The organism is Flavobacterium bomense (assembly GCF_003970355.1).
The window spans coordinates 80,276-97,217 of the sequence record NZ_RYDJ01000002.1 but is presented as its reverse complement, the minus strand read 5'-3'; the positions used below and the strand labels follow the sequence as shown (position 1 = coordinate 97,217).

Sequence of the window (16,942 nt, the reverse complement as noted above, 5' to 3'; positions counted from 1 at the left end):
ATTATCCTCCTGAATAAGGTGGCATAAGTGCTACCGTATCATTTTGACCAAATAAAACATTTGTTCCTGCTAATTTCATGTTGACTGCTACCGCATATTTACGATCCGACAATTCTGGAAAAAGTTGCTCTAAAGCTTCTTTCATAGACACGATGTCAGTAGCGTGCAGGCAAATTTCTTTTCCCATAATCGCTGCAATCGAACCAAATGCTATAATTTTAATTTTCATATGTAGATAATATTTGCAAAGCCTTATTTTTCATGATTTTTTCAAATACGGGCGTTTGGGGAAATTACAATAAATCTATCTTTATCCAAAACATCTTAATGCAAAATTCCGCTAAACGTTCTGAATATTTTTTTAATTACGCGTTGTGATTCTGAATTATCAAACATTTATGAGCCATAAATCATCATTAATACTAGTGTCTGAATTTAAGCAAAATTAATTTTAAAAATCCTATATCTATACTTAAACCTATTAAGAATATAATTACTCCTAATTTACATATAACTAAGCTTTTGAAAACACTAATTTATAGGAAGCCAACAGCAAAACTACAGCCAGTACATATTTCAGAATAGTAGCATTAAATTTCTTAGAACCTAAATAAGCACCCAAAAATCCTCCGACCAAAGCTACACCAACAAACAGAGCCATATCTCCCGTGAATGTAATACCTCGTGTGAGCATACCACCTAGCCCCGCTAGAGAATTCACAAATATGAATGCCGCACTTATGGCCGCAGTCTGTTTTTGATTGGTCCATTGCAACAGTAATAAAAGGGGTGAAAGCAAAATACCTCCTCCAATACCAATCATTCCCGACAGCAAGCCCACGATTCCTCCACTAATAATTGCTACGGAAACAGTATGGGGCCTCAATTGACAATCTTCTACATTTTTGAAAAAGAAAAAACGAAGAATAGGAAAAAGCAATAACACTCCCAAAATTCGCTTGTAAACCGTTTCTTCAACGGTAATCATTCCGCCAATAAAGGCCATGGGAATCGACATTGCTGCAATTGGAATAAATATTTTCTTTGAGAAAAACCCACCGCGATAATAGTGTGAAAAAGAAGTTATAGAAACGAAAAGATTGAGCACTAAAGCAGTCGGTTTCATTTCTTCAGGAGCAATACCATAAAGTGCCATTAGCGCCAGATAGCCACTGGCACCACCATGACCGACCGAAGCATATAAGAAAGCAACAAAAAAAAGAATTATGTAAAATACTTCTATAGACATTCATTTAATGAGTTAGGGATATATAGTAAAAATATTGTTTTTTTTGAAACAAGTATTATCCAGGCAGGAGATGAACGGCAACTTCTTCTCCGGCTAGGCAACCTTTTGATTCTTCCGGCAAAACAATAAAGCAATTCGCCTGAGCAAAAGAGTGCAAACGGAAAGATTCTTGTGCATGCAAGGGAGTTACTGTTCCATTGCTATACGAGGCCTTTAGAAAATGTGTTAATCCCGAAGCTTTAGGATAATCATGTGTAACCCTAGCGGTAATTTCCGTCAAGCTATTAGTCAAGCCCATACGATTTTCAAGTACTGGTAACACATACTCGTAAAAACAAGTCAGCGAAGACGAAGGATTTCCAGGAAGTCCAAAAATCAATTTGTCTTTTTTTGTTCCAAAAAACAAAGGCTTCCCGGGCTTCTGCTTGATTTTGTGAAATTGTTGCTCGACACCACACCGCTGCGCCACAAGAGGCACAAAATCATAATCGCCCACACTAACGCCACCGTTCAAAAGAACAATATCATGAGTGTCAAGCGCTTTTTGCAAAACGTCCTGTAATACTTCAATCTGATCTTCAGCAGTTTGTACTGTAATATCTCTGACGCCAATTTTATTTAAAACTGCTTTTAACTGAACGGAATTGGCTTCATAAACCTGACCAAAATCTAAAGGCCTACCTGGTTCTTGCAATTCATTTCCGGTAAGGATAATAGCCACTTTTGGAGGTGAATATACCCAAACTTCCGCACAGCCTATTCCGGCTAGAAAGCCTACTGCTGCCGGGGAAAGATAAGTTTCAGCCGCCATGGCAATGACTCCGCTTTCAACCTCTGCTCCTTTTAGTCTTACATTTGCTCCTTTCAAAAGTGTCTGGTCTTCAACTAGTAGTTTTCCGTTTTCAAGGCATATCCGTTCTTGCATTACTACGGTATCAGCTCCCTCCGGCAAAGGAGCGCCGGTAAATATTCTCGTAGCCTCACCTTTATTAAGTACCAGTTGTCTACTCGTACCAGCCGCCATTTCTCCTATAATGGTAAGAAGACTGTCCTTATCTTCATATTTGATAGCATAACCATCCATGGAAGATTGATGAAAATTTGGAATGTCTATCATGGCTCGAATGTCTCTTGCGGTCACTTGTCCATGAGCATATTGGAGTGCGACGAGCTCACTTTTTTTTGTCAAAGCTGCGCCCATAATTAGTTGTTTTGCTTCTTTTACAGAAATCATTTGGGATGGATCAGTTGTTCGTAATCTTCTATAGTGTCGATATCAACAGCCCCTTTTTCAAAGGGAATGCTGGCCACATCTTTTTTGTATTTTTCAATCATTTTTCGGGCTCCGGCATTACCAGAAAGCTGCATTAGCTCAGTAAAGTATTTTCTGCTGAACAAAACGGGAGTTCCCATCGTATTGGCATAACTAGAGGCAATAATACCTTTTCCGGTTTTTTTATGCTTTTCAATTAAACTGCGGAAAACAGCAGCATCAATATGAGGCTGGTCACAAACGGCCAAAATGCAGTGCTCAATGTCTAAATTAACAAGCAGCAACTCCTCCAAGCCTTTGCTTATCGAAGACCCCATGCCTTTTTGCCAATCAGGATTTCGGCAAATTAAAACCGAATTAACTTCTTTTTCAATAGCGGTGTTCTTTGAACCCATTACAACAATCGCTTTAGTGCTTACTTCGAGTATTTGTTCTACAGTATGAAAAAGTAAGGTTTTACCATTAAATTCAAGTAACTGTTTGGGCCGACCCAAGCGCGAGGAACTCCCCGCTGCCAATAGTACTATTCCTGTTTTATTTTCCATCAGCCGCCTATTGTAATCATACTTCTATTTTTAAGTTTACTGGCATCTATATCTTCAAAAACGCCACTAAATTGACCTCCTAAAGCTTTGGCCTTAGCCATAATAGTGTCTTCTATCAAAGGCAAAATTTCTTGACCGGCACGTAAAGCGCCAAGCAAATCGGTTTCCTCTTTAGAGAATAAGCAATTTTTTAATTTTCCATCAGCCGTCAGTCGCATGCGGTTGCAAGTTTCACAAAAAGGAGAACTCATTGTACTAATTACAGCAAAGGAACCCACATGACCCGGAATCATATATTTTTTTGAGGTATCGTTGGGTTCGGGCTGCACCGGAAGGACATCATATTTTGAAGCGACTTTCAACAAAATCTCTTGCAGGGTAAAAACCTGGTTACTCGTCCAGTTATTACCACTGAAAGGCATGAATTCGATAAACCGTACTTCGATTGTATTGTGTTGGGTCAGTGCTATAAAATCCAGAATTTCGTTCTCGTTGAGGCCTTTCATCACAACCACATTTATTTTCACACGAATCCCGTGCTGCAACAGCAATTCGATATTACTTCTGACACGATGATACAAATCTCTTCGGGTAATTTTCAAAAATTTATCGGCTTGCAAAGTATCTAAGCTGATATTTATCGCCTTAATATTTGCCGCTAAAAGCTCGTCTAGCATTTCATTTATCCGCACGCCATTGGTAGTAATAGCGAGTTCAACTCCTAATTTTCCCAAAGATTCTATAATCCGTGGAGCGTCTTTTCGTACCAAAGGTTCGCCTCCGGTCAGGCGAATTTTTTTTACGCCATTGGCCACGAATAATTTGGCGATGGTTTCGATCTCTTCAACCTGCATTAATTTAGAGGCTGGTGCAAAGGCATAATTTTCTTCTGGCATGCAATAAAAACAGCGTAGATTGCAATTATCAGTCAGTGAAATCCTGAGATAGTCGTGAACGCGTCCGAATGTGTCTTTTATCATAATCAAGTATTTTTAATCCCATTCGTAGCAGGATGTATTTTATTTTTTTTGTGTTTGAGCGAGTTCGCCGTTTTTCCTTCCATCACTGCTTTTATTTCTGCTACAACAGAAAGCGCTATTTCTTCTGATGTTTCCGCACCAATATCAAGGCCTATCGGACCATAGATTCGATCCAGCTGTGCTTTAGTTACCACAATTCCTTCGGCGCTCAAATCATCAAACATGCGGTTCAGTTTTGTCTTTGGACCTAATATTCCGATGTAAATACAATCAGTTTCCAAAAGCAATTTTAAAACTTCCAGATCATATTTGTAGTTATGCGTCATCAGGACAAAGAAAGTCCGGGAGTCAATGCTGCTGTTTTCTACTAATTGCAGTGGCTTGGTTACAAGTATTTGCTTGGCTTCTGGAAAACGTTTTGCGGTTGAATGTGTTGCTCTTCCGTCACCTACAAGTACTTCCCAACCTAATAAATTAGCCATTTTTACTAATGGTTGCGCATCATTTCCTGCACCGGCAAGTACTAGCGAAACTGGGAGTGGGATGTATTCGATTAAAGCTTCATGTTCATGATCTTCTAGCTGTATTTTTTTTATAATCGATGATTTGCTATAAAGTACTTCCTTGAAAGCTACATGCAATGCCTTTAAATCAGTTCTTTGACTAATCACCAGATCTTCTCGGTACACTAATACAGTCCCTATTTGTACAGTATTCCGCTCCAAGGAAAACAAGGTCAAAACCACGGCTTCTTTGCGTTCTGCTACCGATTGTTCCAACAAGTAAATCGGATTACATACTGCACATTCATCGATGTATTCAAAAAGAATATGGACAATTCCGTTGCATCCTAATTGCACTCCAAAATCAGAATCGCTTTCATCACTGGTATCGTAGGTAATTAGCTTATTTTGTTTTTGGTGTATGGCCAGCAGTGCTTTTCGCAAGGCATCGCCTTCAAGGCATCCGCCGCTAATAGCACCGGTCAAAATACCGTCTTCTGTTACAAGCATGCGTGCGCCCGGCTGACGGTAAGAAGAGCCTTCTACTTTGACCACTGTTGCCAATGCTGTTTTTTTTCCACTCGCTTTGGCTGTTGAATAGGCTTTTAAAATATCTGTAACTTCTTTCATTAGTCTTTTTTTTAACGGCTTAGATTCTGTTTTTAAAATATTTTCTCTTAAAAATAAAAGAAATAACAGAGTAAGCGATACACAACATGAATGGAGTATCGTACAACAGAATATCACATTCAATTGTATAACCATCAGTTTCAATTTTTTAGCAATACGAGCCTAATGTACCGCTCCGATTGACTAATCAATTCCGAAATTTAATCAATTTATTATGGATATCAAACCTATTCACAACGAATCTAGGTTAAAAAAGCCTGTCACGAAGGAGTTTTTAGATAACACGGTAAGTGGTGTGCTGGTTTTAAATGATAAATTTGCCATTAGATTAGGCGAAAACAATACCAAACACATGTATTATATAGCTCAAATTTCATCTAAAATATAGCGTACAGTCAGACCCGGACGGAGTTTACGAACGATTAGGTACACCAAAAAATTAACTTAAAACAGAATTAAAGTGAATTGTAATTTTAAAAATTATAACGTAAATATGTTAAAAAATTATAATAACATTAGCAGATAGCAATTCCAAAAAAATGTAATTTGCCACTTTAATTTAGTTCTTTCGAACACCTGTTACTACAACTTATGGATAAAATAAAAATACTTTGGGTAGATGATGAAATCGACCTTTTGAAACCACATATATTATTTCTGGAAAAGAAAAATTACGAGGTTACGACCTGTAACAACGGACTTGACGCCATTGGAATTTTTGAAGAAAACAATTTTGATATTATTTTTCTGGATGAAAATATGCCTGGAATGAGTGGTTTGGAAACGCTGTCAGAAATGAAGGAGAAAAAATCTTCGGTTCCCATGATTATGATTACGAAAAGCGAGGAAGAATACATTATGGAGGAAGCCATAGGGTCAAAAATTGCCGATTATTTGATCAAACCCGTGAATCCAAATCAGATTTTGTTGAGTTTGAAGAAAAATCTGGATCATTCCCGATTGATTTCTCAAAAAACAACGCTGGATTATCAGAAAGAATTTAGAAAAATCACCATGGAAATGGCGATGGTGAATTCCTATGAAGACTGGGTTGAGTTATACAAAAAATTGATTTTTTGGGAACTGGAATTGGAAAATATCGATGATCAGAGTATGATTGAAATTTTGGAATCCCAGAAAACAGAAGCCAATTCCCAGTTTGGAAAATTCATAGAGCGCAATTATGAGGATTGGTTTGCTCCAAAGGCCGATAAACCGGTTCAATCGCACACATTATTCAAAGAATTAGTGCTTCCTGAACTCCAGAAAAAAGACAAGCCTATTTTGTTTGTCGTAATTGATAACCTGCGCTATGACCAGTGGAAAACCTTTGAAAGTGTAGTAGGAAATTACTATAAACTGGAAAAAGAAGTGCCTTACTATTCTATTCTTCCTACGGCCACACAATATGCGCGAAACGCTATTTTCTCAGGTTTAACCCCGCTGGAAATGGAAAAACAGTTTCCGAAATACTGGAAAAACGACCCGGAAGAAGGCGGAAAGAACCTTTTTGAAGCCGAATTTTTGACGGCGCAACTAAAAAAATTGGGTTTGAATATCAAGGAAGATTATTTTAAAATAACAAGTCTTGCCAGCGGAAAAAAATTATCAGAGGGATTTAAAGCACTAAAAGATAATGATTTAGTAACTGTTGTATATAACTTTGTAGACATGCTTTCCCATGCCAAAACAGAGATGGATGTCGTAAAAGAACTGGCCTCTGATGATAAAGCGTATCGTTCGCTGACCTTGAGCTGGTTTAAGAATTCTCCACTTTTAGAAATCATTCAACAAGCTCAAAAAATGGGTTTCAAATTGATTTTGACCACGGATCACGGAACGATAAACGTAAAAAACCCATCGAAAGTGGTAGGTGACAAAAACACTAGTTTGAACTTGCGGTATAAAACCGGACGCAGTTTGACATACGAACACAAAGATGTTTATGCTGTGAAAGAACCAAAAAATATTGGTTTGCCTACCATAAATATGAGCAGTTCGTATATTTTTGCAAAAAATGATTTATTTTTGGCCTATGTCAACAACTACAATCATTATGTGAGTTATTACAAAAATACGTATCAGCACGGGGGTATTTCATTAGAAGAAATGATTATTCCATTTTTGGTTTTTAACCCAAAATAAGTAGTCAGTATCCGTTTTTAATGTATAGCATGAACCTTAAACTTTAAACAATTTCACAAGAATGAATATCATTTTTTCTATTGACGAACTCGAGGAAGTGGCGCAAAAAATCATTACAAAGAATCCTAAAAAAGTGATTCTTTTTCATGGGGAAATGGGCGTTGGAAAAACAACTTTGATCAAGCGATTGTGTAAAACGCTTGGCGTAACCGGAGCAACGAGTAGCCCAACTTTTTCTTTAGTTAATGAATATGAAGCATTTGACAATCAGTTAGTTTATCATTTTGATTTTTACAGATTAAATACTGAAGTCGAAGCGCTGGATATGGGGATTGATGATTATTTGTATTCTGGTAATTGGTGCTTTATAGAATGGGCTGAGAAGATCCCAAATTTGATTCCGGAAACACATTCCGTTATAACTATTTCACTGCTTCCTGACGGAAAACGTTCTTTAACCTTAAGTTAAAAGTAAATATGAGTGTAGATAATACCGTTGAAATAATACCATTTGCCCCTGCTTTCAAAGAAGCGATAAAAACATTAAATCTGGAATGGTTACAAAAACATTTTTGGGTTGAACCCAAAGATGAAAAAATACTTTCGGATCCGCAAGGTCAGATAATTGACAAAGGCGGAATGATTTTTTATGCAAAATACAAGAATACCATAGTAGGAACAGTTTCCTTAATAAAAATCGATAATGCCACTTTTGAACTGAGTAAAATGGCTGTTACTGTTAGCGCACAAGGACTGGGAGTTGGCAAAAAATTAATGCTGCATTGCCTTGCTGTTGCCGAAACAAAAGGAATGGAGAAACTGATTTTATATTCGAACCGGAAATTACTATCGGCTATTCATTTGTATAAAAAATTTGATTTCGTAGAAGTACTGTTAGAAGATGGCGTTTATGAGCGAGCCGATATAAAAATGGAAAGAATCATTCACTGAGATTTAGTTGTCTTATAAACGAATTTATCAAGATTGAATTCGTATCGTTTATAAAACTTTTTACGTAAATTGTACCCTTAATTTAACAACATCAATGTCAATAACTATAACACCATTCACAAAACAACAGCTTTTACCTCAGGAGGAAAAACTGGAAATTGCAAGACAAAAAAGTGAACTTTTTATTGGTATTCCCAAGGAAACGAGTTATCAAGAACGTCGGATTTGTCTTACACCAGATGCTGTTACTTCAATTACGTATCACGGACATCGCGTAATGATTGAAGCTGGTGCGGGATTGAGTTCGAGTTATACCGACAAAGAATATAGTGATGCAGGTGCCGAAATCACAAATGACACCAAAAAAGTATTCAGTTGTCCTATGATTTTGAAGGTGGAACCTGCCACACTTACCGAAATTGAAATGATGAATCCGCAAACCATTCTGTTGTCAGCCATCCAATTAAAAACGCGTAAAAAAAACTATTTTGAGGCTTTAACCAAAAAGAAAATTACCGCATTGGCTTTTGAATACATCAAAGACGAAGACGGAACCTATCCTGCAGTAAAATCCCTGAGCGAGATAGCAGGAACTGCTTCTATCCTAATTGCTGCCGAATTGATGATTACTAATGAATTTGGAAAAGGACTATTATTCGGTAACATTACCGGAGTCCCTCCTACTGATGTGGTCATTCTAGGTGCAGGAACGGTGGGGGAATTTGCTGCCAAAACCGCTATAGGATTAGGAGCCAATGTCAAAGTTTTTGATAATTCTATCACCAAACTACGTCGTTTGCAGAATAATCTGAACCAACGAATCTTTACTTCTACCATACAACCAAAAGCTTTGCTAAAAGCATTGAGAAGGTGTGATGTCGCCATTGGCGCCATGCGAGGTAAAGATCGTTGTCCCGTGATAGTGACAGAAACCATGGTAGAACACATGAAAATTGGCGCCGTAATCGTAGATGTAAGCATTGATACCGGAGGATGTTTTGAAACTTCAGAAGTGACATCCCATGAAAAACCAACGTTTATCAAGAACAATGTCTTGCATTATTGTGTGCCTAATATTCCGTCCCGCTATTCTAAAACCGCTTCGCTTTCCATAAGTAATATAATATCGCCTTACCTAATGAAAATTGCTGAGGATGGTGGTATTGAGAGTGCTATCCGTTGCGATAAAGGGCTGAAAAATGGCGTCTATATGTACCACGGAATCCTCACAAACAATGCTATTAGTGACTGGTTTGACTTACCCAATAACGACATTAATTTAATTGTTTTTTAAGAAAACTTTCTGCTACCTTTGCCAAAAATATAATTCATGAAGTTTATACATCGTTTTGCCTATTATTTAGTAGGTTTAGTAATAGGGCTGTTTTTTGTTGCGTTAGTTTTCAGCGGCAAAGACACCCGCTGCAACTATTTTCCAAACGCAAGAGTACTAAATGATTTAAGAAACAAACCCTTTTATTATTCGGATAAAGCTTCACTTATTTTAGCTGAAAAATGGATTGATACTGCCGATATAAAAAATACATTGCAATTTGGAGATGTTGATTTTGACCAAAGTAATATTGATCTTAAGAAAGGAAAACTCTACCTTATAGAAGGTAAAACAATCAAAAACCAAGAAGTTACTTTGAAAGTAATTAATTATGCTGACAGAGCCGTTCTGGAAGATATAATAAAAAAATAATTACTCTTTTATACAAACAAAAACAAATTCTAAAACCAGTACTATTAAAATCTTTTAAACCATTAAAAAATTTAGAAAATTAAGTTTTAAATCCTTAATTTCTTACTGGTTCAGAAAAATATAATTTAAGAATAGTTTAAAAGACTACTACCATTCTATTGGCTCTAAACCATTTCTTTTCAAATAAGAATTTGTTTTACTAAAATGTTTATTCCCGAACCATTTTCCCTGATTTGCACTCATAGGCGAAGGATGTCCGGATTCAAAAACCAAATGTTTATTTCGGTCGATTTTAAGTCCTTTTTTATGGGCGAAATTTCCCCAAAGTAAGAAAACAACATGCTCTTTTTCTCCCGAAATTTTTTGGATAACTGCATCCGTAAAAACATTCCATTTCAAGTGTTTATGGCTATTTGGGCTGTCTTCTCTCACGGTCAGCGAGGCATTCAACAATAAAACACCTTGCTTTGCCCAAGCTTCTAAATTACCGGCAGCAGGCATAAAAATAGTCCCTAAATCATCACTCATTTCGCGAAAAATATTGCGTAACGACGGCGGAATTCGGATGCCGTCATTCACAGAGAAACACAAACCATTCGCTTCGCCTTTACCATGATACGGATCTTGACCAATGATAACAATCTTTACATCTTTGAAACTGCAATAATTAAACGCTGCAAAAATCAATTCTTTGGGAGGATAACAAGTATGATTTTTATATTCCTCATCAACAGTTCCCATTAATTCCTGAAAATAGGATTTCTTGATTTCGTCTGATAAAATGGTTTTCCAAGAGGGATTGAGGTTAATTTGCATGTAATTTATTTTGCCGTAAAGTTCGCAAAGTTTTTCGCAAAGTACGCTAAAAAAATTAATGCATTTCACTTTGAATCTTTGTAACTTTGAACCTTTACAACTTAGATTATAAAATGATATCCATCACCGAAAAAACATTACAAGATTTACAATTTCCAACTGTTCTCGAAACCATTTCGACCATTTGTAATACTGACATTGGAAAACAAAAAGCATTAGAAATCACTCCATTTAAAGACAAGGAAACGTTGGTACAGGCATTAATGCAAACATCGGAATATGTTTCGTCTTTCCAAAATAACAATGCCATTCCAAATCATGGTTTTGATGCCATCACGTATGAGATAAAATTTCTGGCCATTGAAGACAGTTTCTTGGAAGTGGGCAGTTTTAGAAAAATCGCTACCATTTCATCAACGGTAAATTTCCTATTGAGTTTTTTGAGAAAATTCGAAGATTATTATCCAAATTTAAACGCAAGAGCAAACCAAGTTGAACTGACTAAAGAAATTATCACGATGGTCGATGAAGTAGTTGACAAATATGGTGAAATAAAAGACAATGCATCCCCGGATTTATTGAATATCCGTAGGAACATGAATGCGGTTCGCGGGAAAGTGAATCAAAGTTTTGGCACAGCACTGACACAATACAACTCATTAGGATATTTAGACGATATAAAAGAAAGTTTTGTACAAAACAGACGTGTTTTGGCCGTTTTAGCCATGTACCGTCGCAAAGTAAAAGGATCCATTCTGGGCAGTTCCAAGACTGGAAGTATTGCTTATATTGAACCGGAAGCTACCTTACAATATTCTCGTGAATTGAGTAATTTAGAATATGAAGAAAAAGAAGAAATCACCCGAATTTTAAAACAGTTATCTAATTATATTCGTCCTTTTTTACAGTTATTGATTGAATATCAGGATTTCTTGAGTGATATTGATGTAATTGCCGCAAAGGCAAATTATGCTAATAAAATCAACGGAATTTTGCCAACAATTACTGAGGAACGTCGTGTTTATTTTAGAGATGCGTACCATCCTATTTTATATTTGAATAATAAACAGAAAAACGAAATTACACACCCGCAAACTATTGAACTCAGTCAGGAAAGTAGAATTATTGTAATTTCCGGACCCAACGCAGGAGGAAAAACTATCTCCTTGAAAACCGTTGGATTATTGCAACTGATGCTACAATCCGGTATGTTAATTCCCGTTCATGAACGCAGTGAAACATTTTTATTTGATAGAATTTTAACAGATATCGGAGACAATCAATCTATTGAAAATCAATTAAGTACATACAGTTACCGATTAAAGAACATGAACTATTTCCTGAAGAAGTGTAATAGAAAAACTATGTTTCTTATTGATGAATTTGGTACGGGTTCAGATCCTGAATTGGGAGGTGCTTTAGCCGAAATTTTCTTAGAAGAGTTCTACCATCGGGAAGCTTTTGGGATTATTACCACTCATTATTCAAATCTAAAAATTCTGGCTAACGAATTGCCTTTTGCTACCAATGCCAACATGCTTTTTGATGAAAAATCATTAGAGCCTATGTATAAATTGGCATTAGGTCAAGCCGGAAGTTCATTTACCTTTGAAGTCGCTCTGAAAAACGGAATTCCTTTCAGCTTAATCAATCGGGCCAAAAAGAAAATTGAAGTTGGAAAAGTACGCTTTGATAAAACGATTGCCACACTTCAAAAAGAGCGTTCAAAGATGGAAAAAACATCGCAAACCCTCAAAGAAGAAGAAACAAAAGCGCGTGAAGAAGGCAAGAAAATGGAGACTATCAATGTGAAAATCAAACAAAAACTAGAAAGCTATCAGGAATTATACGACAGCAATCAGAAAACGATTTACATTGGACAAAAAATTGAAGACATTTCAGAGAAATATTTCAATAATAAAAATAAGAAAGAATTGCTTGGTGAATTTCTTAAAATTATTGAAATAGAAAATTCAAAACGCAAAAAAGTAACTGTTAAAGAAACTAAAGCACTGATAGAAAAGAAAAAAGAAGTCATTCAAGAAGTTACGGTTCAAGTGGAGGAAATAAGAAAAGAAAAGAAAGAAAAGAAATTAAAAATCGTGGTTGAAAAACCAAAACCAACCTTAAAAGTAGGCGATCGCGTGCGAATGCTTGATGGAAAAGCAGTAGGAACCATCGATTCTATTGAAAAAAACAAAGTAACAGTGAACTACGGCGTATTTACTTCAAAAGTCAGTTTGGAAGCGCTGGAGTTTGTTGAAGCGGGGAAGAAGTAACCAGTATTCAGTTTGCAGTCTCATCACGTATTTCATCATTTTGATGAAGCAGAAATTTCAATCTAGTTGAATTATAAAATTTAAATTATGCTCAATATTCCTAAAGACAAAAAAATAATTCTCTTTGACGGCGTTTGTAATCTGTGTGATTCGGCGGTGCAAGTGATTATTAAGCATGATACTAAAGATATTTTCCGATTTGTCGCCTTACAATCTGATTTGGGTCAAAAAATCATCAAACATTTGGGAGTTAATACACAAAAAACAGATAGTATTATTCTGTATCAGCCTGGTTTTGCTTATTATTATAAATCAGAAGCTGCTTTAGCAATAGCTAAAAACTTAGGTGGGCTATTTTATTTAACCACTATATTTTCGATATTCCCCACATCGTTCAACAATTTCTTTTATGATTATATCGCTGTAAATCGATACAAATGGTTTGGAAAAAAGGAAAGTTGTATGATTCCCACAAAAGAGTTAGAGGCTAAGTTTTTAGACTAAAAGACCAATTATAATAATTATCATGCCTTTTATTTTATGAGAAGCCTGAATTTGAACCAACTTAAAATAAATGGATCAAGAAAGACACTACACTTTTTTCTTGGGATAACGGAACTTTTATAATGGTTGTCAAATTTGGTTTAGTCAACGTAGAAATTTTTTAGCAGTTTTCATTATGATGAATTCCGACAGAACAAAAATTACAGAACAAAAAAAGAGGATGTCTATTAGTCATCCTCTTGCTGTTATTAACAAATTTCAGAAAGACTAACTTCTAATTAACTTTCTGTATTTCAATCGTTTTGGTGTTAAATCACCACCCAAACGTTTCTTTTTATTTTCTTCATATTCAGAGAAGCCACCTTCAAAACAATACACTTCAGAGTTTCCTTCAAAAGCTAGAATGTGTGTACAAATCCTATCTAAGAACCATCTGTCGTGAGAAATAACAACCGCACAACCGGCAAAACTCTCCAAACCTTCTTCTAATGCACGAAGTGTATTGATGTCCAAATCATTCGTAGGCTCATCCAGCAAAAGTACGTTTCCTTCTTCTTTCAAAGTCATTGCTAGATGCAAACGGTTACGTTCTCCACCGGAAAGCATAGAAACTTTCTTATTTTGTTCTCCACCACCAAAATTAAATCGTGACAAATATGCTCTTGAATTTACTTGTTTTCCGCCCATCATTATCAATTCCTGACCGTCAGCAAAGTTTTCCCAAATCGATTTATTAGGATCTATATTGGAGTGCGCTTGATCTACGTAAGCAATTTTTACGGTATCCCCAATTAAAAATTCCCCTGCATCTGGCTTCTCTTCGCCCATTATCATTTTGAAGATAGTTGATTTACCAGCCCCATTGGGTCCGATAATCCCAACAATTCCTGCTTGTGGCAACGTAAAATTTAAATTATCATACAATAATTTATCTCCATAAGCTTTAGCAACATTTTTGGCTTCAATTACATTCGTCCCTAAACGTGGTCCATTTGGAATATAAATTTCCAGATTTTCATCTAATTGTTTTTGATCTTCATTCAGTAATTTATCGTAGTTCTGCAAACGCGCTTTTTGTTTTGTTTGACGCCCTTTGGCACCTTGACGAACCCAATCCAACTCGCGTTCTAAGTTTTTTCTGCGTTTTGAAGCTACTTTTTCTTCTAATGCCATACGGCTTGATTTTTGGTCTAACCAAGAAGAATAGTTCCCTTTCCAAGGAATTCCTTCCCCTCTGTCCAATTCCAGAATCCAACCGGCCACATTATCCAAGAAGTATCTATCGTGCGTTACTGCAATTACAGTTCCGGCATATTGTGCTAAATGTTGTTCTAACCAAAGTACACTTTCGGCATCCAAGTGATTCGTAGGCTCATCCAAAAGCAATACATCAGGTTGTTGCAACAACAAGCGACATAAAGCGACACGACGACGCTCACCACCAGATAAATTCTTAATTGGCGTATCGCCTTCCGGAGTACGCAAAGCATCCATGGCAATTTCCAGTTTAGTATCGATTTCCCACGCTCCCAATGCATCAATTTTGTCTTGTAAAAGTGCTTGACGATCCATCAATTGCTCCATTTTATCGGCATTTTCATAGACTTCCGGCAAACCAAAACTATCATTGATTTTATTGAATTCTTCTAAAACTGCCATTGTTTCAGCAACTCCTTCTCTTACAATTTCAATAACCGTTTTAGTATCATCTAAAATAGGTTCTTGTTCTAAATACCCTACCGTATAACCCGGTGCAAACACTACATCTCCTTGGTAGTTTTTATCAACACCGGCAATAATTTTTAATAAAGAAGATTTTCCGGAACCATTTAAACCCAAAATACCAATCTTAGCTCCATAAAAGAAACTCAAATAGATGTTTTTAAGTACTGGTTTATCTGCTCCTTGATAGGTTTTACTCAATTTTGACATTGAGAATATCACTTTTTTATCGTCTGCCATCTCTATTTTTTTAATTTAAAATTATATTATCTATTTGCTCTTAAGTCTCATATCTACATTAAGAATAACTACTAAAGTCTGCCTTTAAGTGAACTAAACACCCAAGCATTAGCCAAAAAGCCAACACCTACAGCTGCAAATCCCCAGCCTGCTACGTCATCATATTTAAAAGCGCCTAATGCGATAAGCAATAAACCCATTACAATCATTATCAAAGTAGCCCAACCTAAAATAGTATTTTTATTCATTCCCATAATTGTGGTATTTATTTTTAATAACCCGAAGTTTCGGGAGTGCAAATATCGGAAATTTTTGTCCTTTAATTAAATATTTTATAAAGCATTTCTCGTAACAAATCAGAATGCGACATTGCATTGGCGCCAACACCCTTGCTTTTGACATCAATATCTCTTAAAGCACCAACAATCTGACTCACTTTTTTCATGGGATAGTTTTTCAAAGCCACATCATATTCTTTCAAAAAAAACGGATTCACGCTTAATACGGCAGCTACATTTTTAGGATTTCTGTCTTTCAAACCATGGTATTTTAGTAATTGGATAAAAAATCCAAAAACCAAACTGGTAGTCACCACCATTGGATTATCTTTTGGATTCTGGGCAAAGTTTTCAGCAATCGTATACGCCTTTAATTGGTTGCGTTCGCCAATTGCTTTTCGCAATTCAAATACATTAAAATCTTTGCTAAACCCTATATTTTCCTCAATATGTTTAGGAGTTATGGTACTTCCCGCTGGTAAAATAATTTGTAATTTTTCGAGTTCATTGTTTATTTTACTTAGATCCGTTCCTAGAAATTCCACTAGCATGGCACTGGCTTTAGGCTCTATAGCATACTTTTTACCTGCTAAAACACGTTTAATCCAGTCCCCAACTTGGTTTTCATACAGTTTTTTACTTTCATAAACCACTCCATTTTTAGTCAATAACTTGGTTAGTTTTTTACGTTTGTCTAGCGTTTTGTATTTGTAACAAAAAACTAAAACGGTTGTTGCCATTGGATTCTCAGCGTAGCTCTCCAGTTTGTCTATCGTGCGAATCAAATCCTGTGCTTCTTTGACAATTACCACCTGTCGTTCCGCCATCATTGGATAGCGTTTTGCGGTCGAGATAATATCTTCTATCGTAACATCCCTTCCGTATAAAACGGTCTGATTGAATCCTTTTTCTTCTTCTGTTAATATTTTATCCTCAATATAAGTCGCTAATTTATCAATATAATATGGCTCTTCTCCCATCAAAAAATAGAGGGGCCTGATGGTTCCGTTTTTTATATCATTTACAATTTTTAATACTTCATCCATTTTCTTTTTTGTTTGAAGTTTAAAGTTTAAAGTTTGTTGAATCGTATGAAACTTTACACCTTAAATTTTAAACAAA

At 36.1% G+C, this 16,942-nt stretch carries 18 protein-coding genes; 8 read left to right on the top strand and 10 right to left on the bottom strand.

The genetic code is table 11. From position 1 onward, the window contains the following. Position 1 precedes the first annotated feature (1 nt). The 6 genes from EKL98_RS03245 to EKL98_RS03220 all read right to left on the bottom strand — a co-directional run bounded on the left by EKL98_RS03245 (position 2) and on the right by EKL98_RS03220 (position 5,180). Positions 2–229, bottom strand: coding sequence for a MoaD/ThiS family protein (locus EKL98_RS03245; RefSeq protein WP_126553358.1), 228 nt, complete (start codon positions 227–229; stop codon positions 2–4). A gap of 285 nt (positions 230–514) precedes the next feature. Next, positions 515–1,249, bottom strand: coding sequence for a sulfite exporter TauE/SafE family protein (locus EKL98_RS03240; protein ID WP_126451535.1), 735 nt, complete (start codon positions 1,247–1,249; stop codon positions 515–517). A 55-nt stretch (positions 1,250–1,304) separates the two neighbouring features. Then, positions 1,305–2,483 carry a molybdopterin molybdotransferase MoeA gene (locus EKL98_RS03235; RefSeq protein ID WP_126561544.1) on the bottom strand — a complete coding sequence of 393 codons (1,179 nt, stop codon included), beginning with the start codon at positions 2,481–2,483 and terminating at the stop codon, positions 1,305–1,307. Beyond that, positions 2,480–3,067: a nucleotidyltransferase family protein gene (locus tag EKL98_RS03230; protein ID WP_126459437.1), complete on the bottom strand. Its 588-nt coding sequence runs from the start codon at positions 3,065–3,067 to the stop codon at positions 2,480–2,482. Before EKL98_RS03230 ends, EKL98_RS03235 begins: the two co-directional genes overlap by 4 nt. Continuing rightward, a complete protein-coding gene (gene moaA, locus EKL98_RS03225) occupies positions 3,067–4,047 on the bottom strand; it encodes a GTP 3',8-cyclase MoaA (RefSeq protein WP_126459434.1) in 981 nt (326 codons plus the stop codon). The genes EKL98_RS03230 and moaA overlap by 1 nt, the downstream gene beginning before the upstream one ends. Positions 4,048–4,049: 2 nt before the next feature. Beyond that, entirely contained in the window at positions 4,050–5,180 is a 1,131-nt protein-coding gene (locus EKL98_RS03220) for an XdhC family protein (protein ID WP_126561543.1), read from the bottom strand. A gap of 214 nt (positions 5,181–5,394) precedes the next feature. Between EKL98_RS03220 and EKL98_RS17550 the strand changes: the two genes are divergently transcribed. The 6 genes from EKL98_RS17550 (at position 5,395) to EKL98_RS03195 (ending at position 9,981) form a co-directional block, all read left to right on the top strand. Beyond that, positions 5,395–5,568 carry a hypothetical protein gene (locus tag EKL98_RS17550; protein ID WP_156063247.1) on the top strand — a complete coding sequence of 58 codons (174 nt, stop codon included), beginning with the start codon at positions 5,395–5,397 and terminating at the stop codon, positions 5,566–5,568. A 203-nt stretch (positions 5,569–5,771) separates the two neighbouring features. Continuing rightward, the gene (gene porX, locus EKL98_RS03215) at positions 5,772–7,325 is read left to right on the top strand and encodes a T9SS response regulator signal transducer PorX (RefSeq protein ID WP_126459428.1); all 1,554 of its coding nucleotides are present in this window, start codon (positions 5,772–5,774) and stop codon (positions 7,323–7,325) included. Between the two features lie 61 nt (positions 7,326–7,386). Continuing rightward, the gene (gene tsaE / locus EKL98_RS03210) at positions 7,387–7,794 is read left to right on the top strand and encodes a tRNA (adenosine(37)-N6)-threonylcarbamoyltransferase complex ATPase subunit type 1 TsaE (RefSeq protein ID WP_126561542.1); all 408 of its coding nucleotides are present in this window, start codon (positions 7,387–7,389) and stop codon (positions 7,792–7,794) included. Between the two features lie 8 nt (positions 7,795–7,802). Continuing rightward, positions 7,803–8,276, top strand: a complete 474-nt coding sequence (locus EKL98_RS03205) for a GNAT family N-acetyltransferase (RefSeq protein ID WP_126561541.1) — start codon at positions 7,803–7,805, stop codon at positions 8,274–8,276. 94 nt (positions 8,277–8,370) lie between these two features. Further along, positions 8,371–9,570, top strand: coding sequence for an alanine dehydrogenase (locus EKL98_RS03200; protein WP_197037185.1), 1,200 nt, complete (start codon positions 8,371–8,373; stop codon positions 9,568–9,570). A 36-nt stretch (positions 9,571–9,606) separates the two neighbouring features. Next, a complete protein-coding gene (locus EKL98_RS03195) occupies positions 9,607–9,981 on the top strand; it encodes a DUF4258 domain-containing protein (protein WP_126451527.1) in 375 nt (124 codons plus the stop codon). Positions 9,982–10,128: 147 nt separating this feature from the next. On the opposite strand, the gene EKL98_RS03190 is transcribed toward EKL98_RS03195, so the two are convergent. Next, the gene (locus EKL98_RS03190) at positions 10,129–10,797 is read right to left on the bottom strand and encodes a uracil-DNA glycosylase (RefSeq protein WP_126561540.1); all 669 of its coding nucleotides are present in this window, start codon (positions 10,795–10,797) and stop codon (positions 10,129–10,131) included. Positions 10,798–10,910: 113 nt separating this feature from the next. Between EKL98_RS03190 and EKL98_RS03185 the strand changes: the two genes are divergently transcribed. Together EKL98_RS03185 and EKL98_RS03180 are read left to right on the top strand one after the other, a co-directional pair. Further along, the gene (locus EKL98_RS03185; protein WP_126459416.1) at positions 10,911–13,076 is read left to right on the top strand and encodes an endonuclease MutS2; all 2,166 of its coding nucleotides are present in this window, start codon (positions 10,911–10,913) and stop codon (positions 13,074–13,076) included. Between the two features lie 87 nt (positions 13,077–13,163). Continuing rightward, positions 13,164–13,580: a thiol-disulfide oxidoreductase DCC family protein gene (locus EKL98_RS03180; protein ID WP_126459413.1), complete on the top strand. Its 417-nt coding sequence runs from the start codon at positions 13,164–13,166 to the stop codon at positions 13,578–13,580. A 267-nt stretch (positions 13,581–13,847) separates the two neighbouring features. Here EKL98_RS03180 and ettA read toward each other — a convergent pair whose 3' ends face one another. The 3 genes from ettA to holA form a co-directional block, all read right to left on the bottom strand. Next, the gene (ettA, locus tag EKL98_RS03175) at positions 13,848–15,542 is read right to left on the bottom strand and encodes an energy-dependent translational throttle protein EttA (RefSeq protein ID WP_126459410.1); all 1,695 of its coding nucleotides are present in this window, start codon (positions 15,540–15,542) and stop codon (positions 13,848–13,850) included. Between the two features lie 71 nt (positions 15,543–15,613). Continuing rightward, complete coding sequence (locus EKL98_RS03170) at positions 15,614–15,796, bottom strand: CAL67264 family membrane protein (RefSeq protein ID WP_126459407.1); 183 nt, start codon at positions 15,794–15,796, stop codon at positions 15,614–15,616. A 65-nt stretch (positions 15,797–15,861) separates the two neighbouring features. Next, the gene (gene holA, locus EKL98_RS03165; RefSeq protein ID WP_126459404.1) at positions 15,862–16,866 is read right to left on the bottom strand and encodes a DNA polymerase III subunit delta; all 1,005 of its coding nucleotides are present in this window, start codon (positions 16,864–16,866) and stop codon (positions 15,862–15,864) included. Between the last annotated feature and the right edge of the window lie 76 nt (positions 16,867–16,942).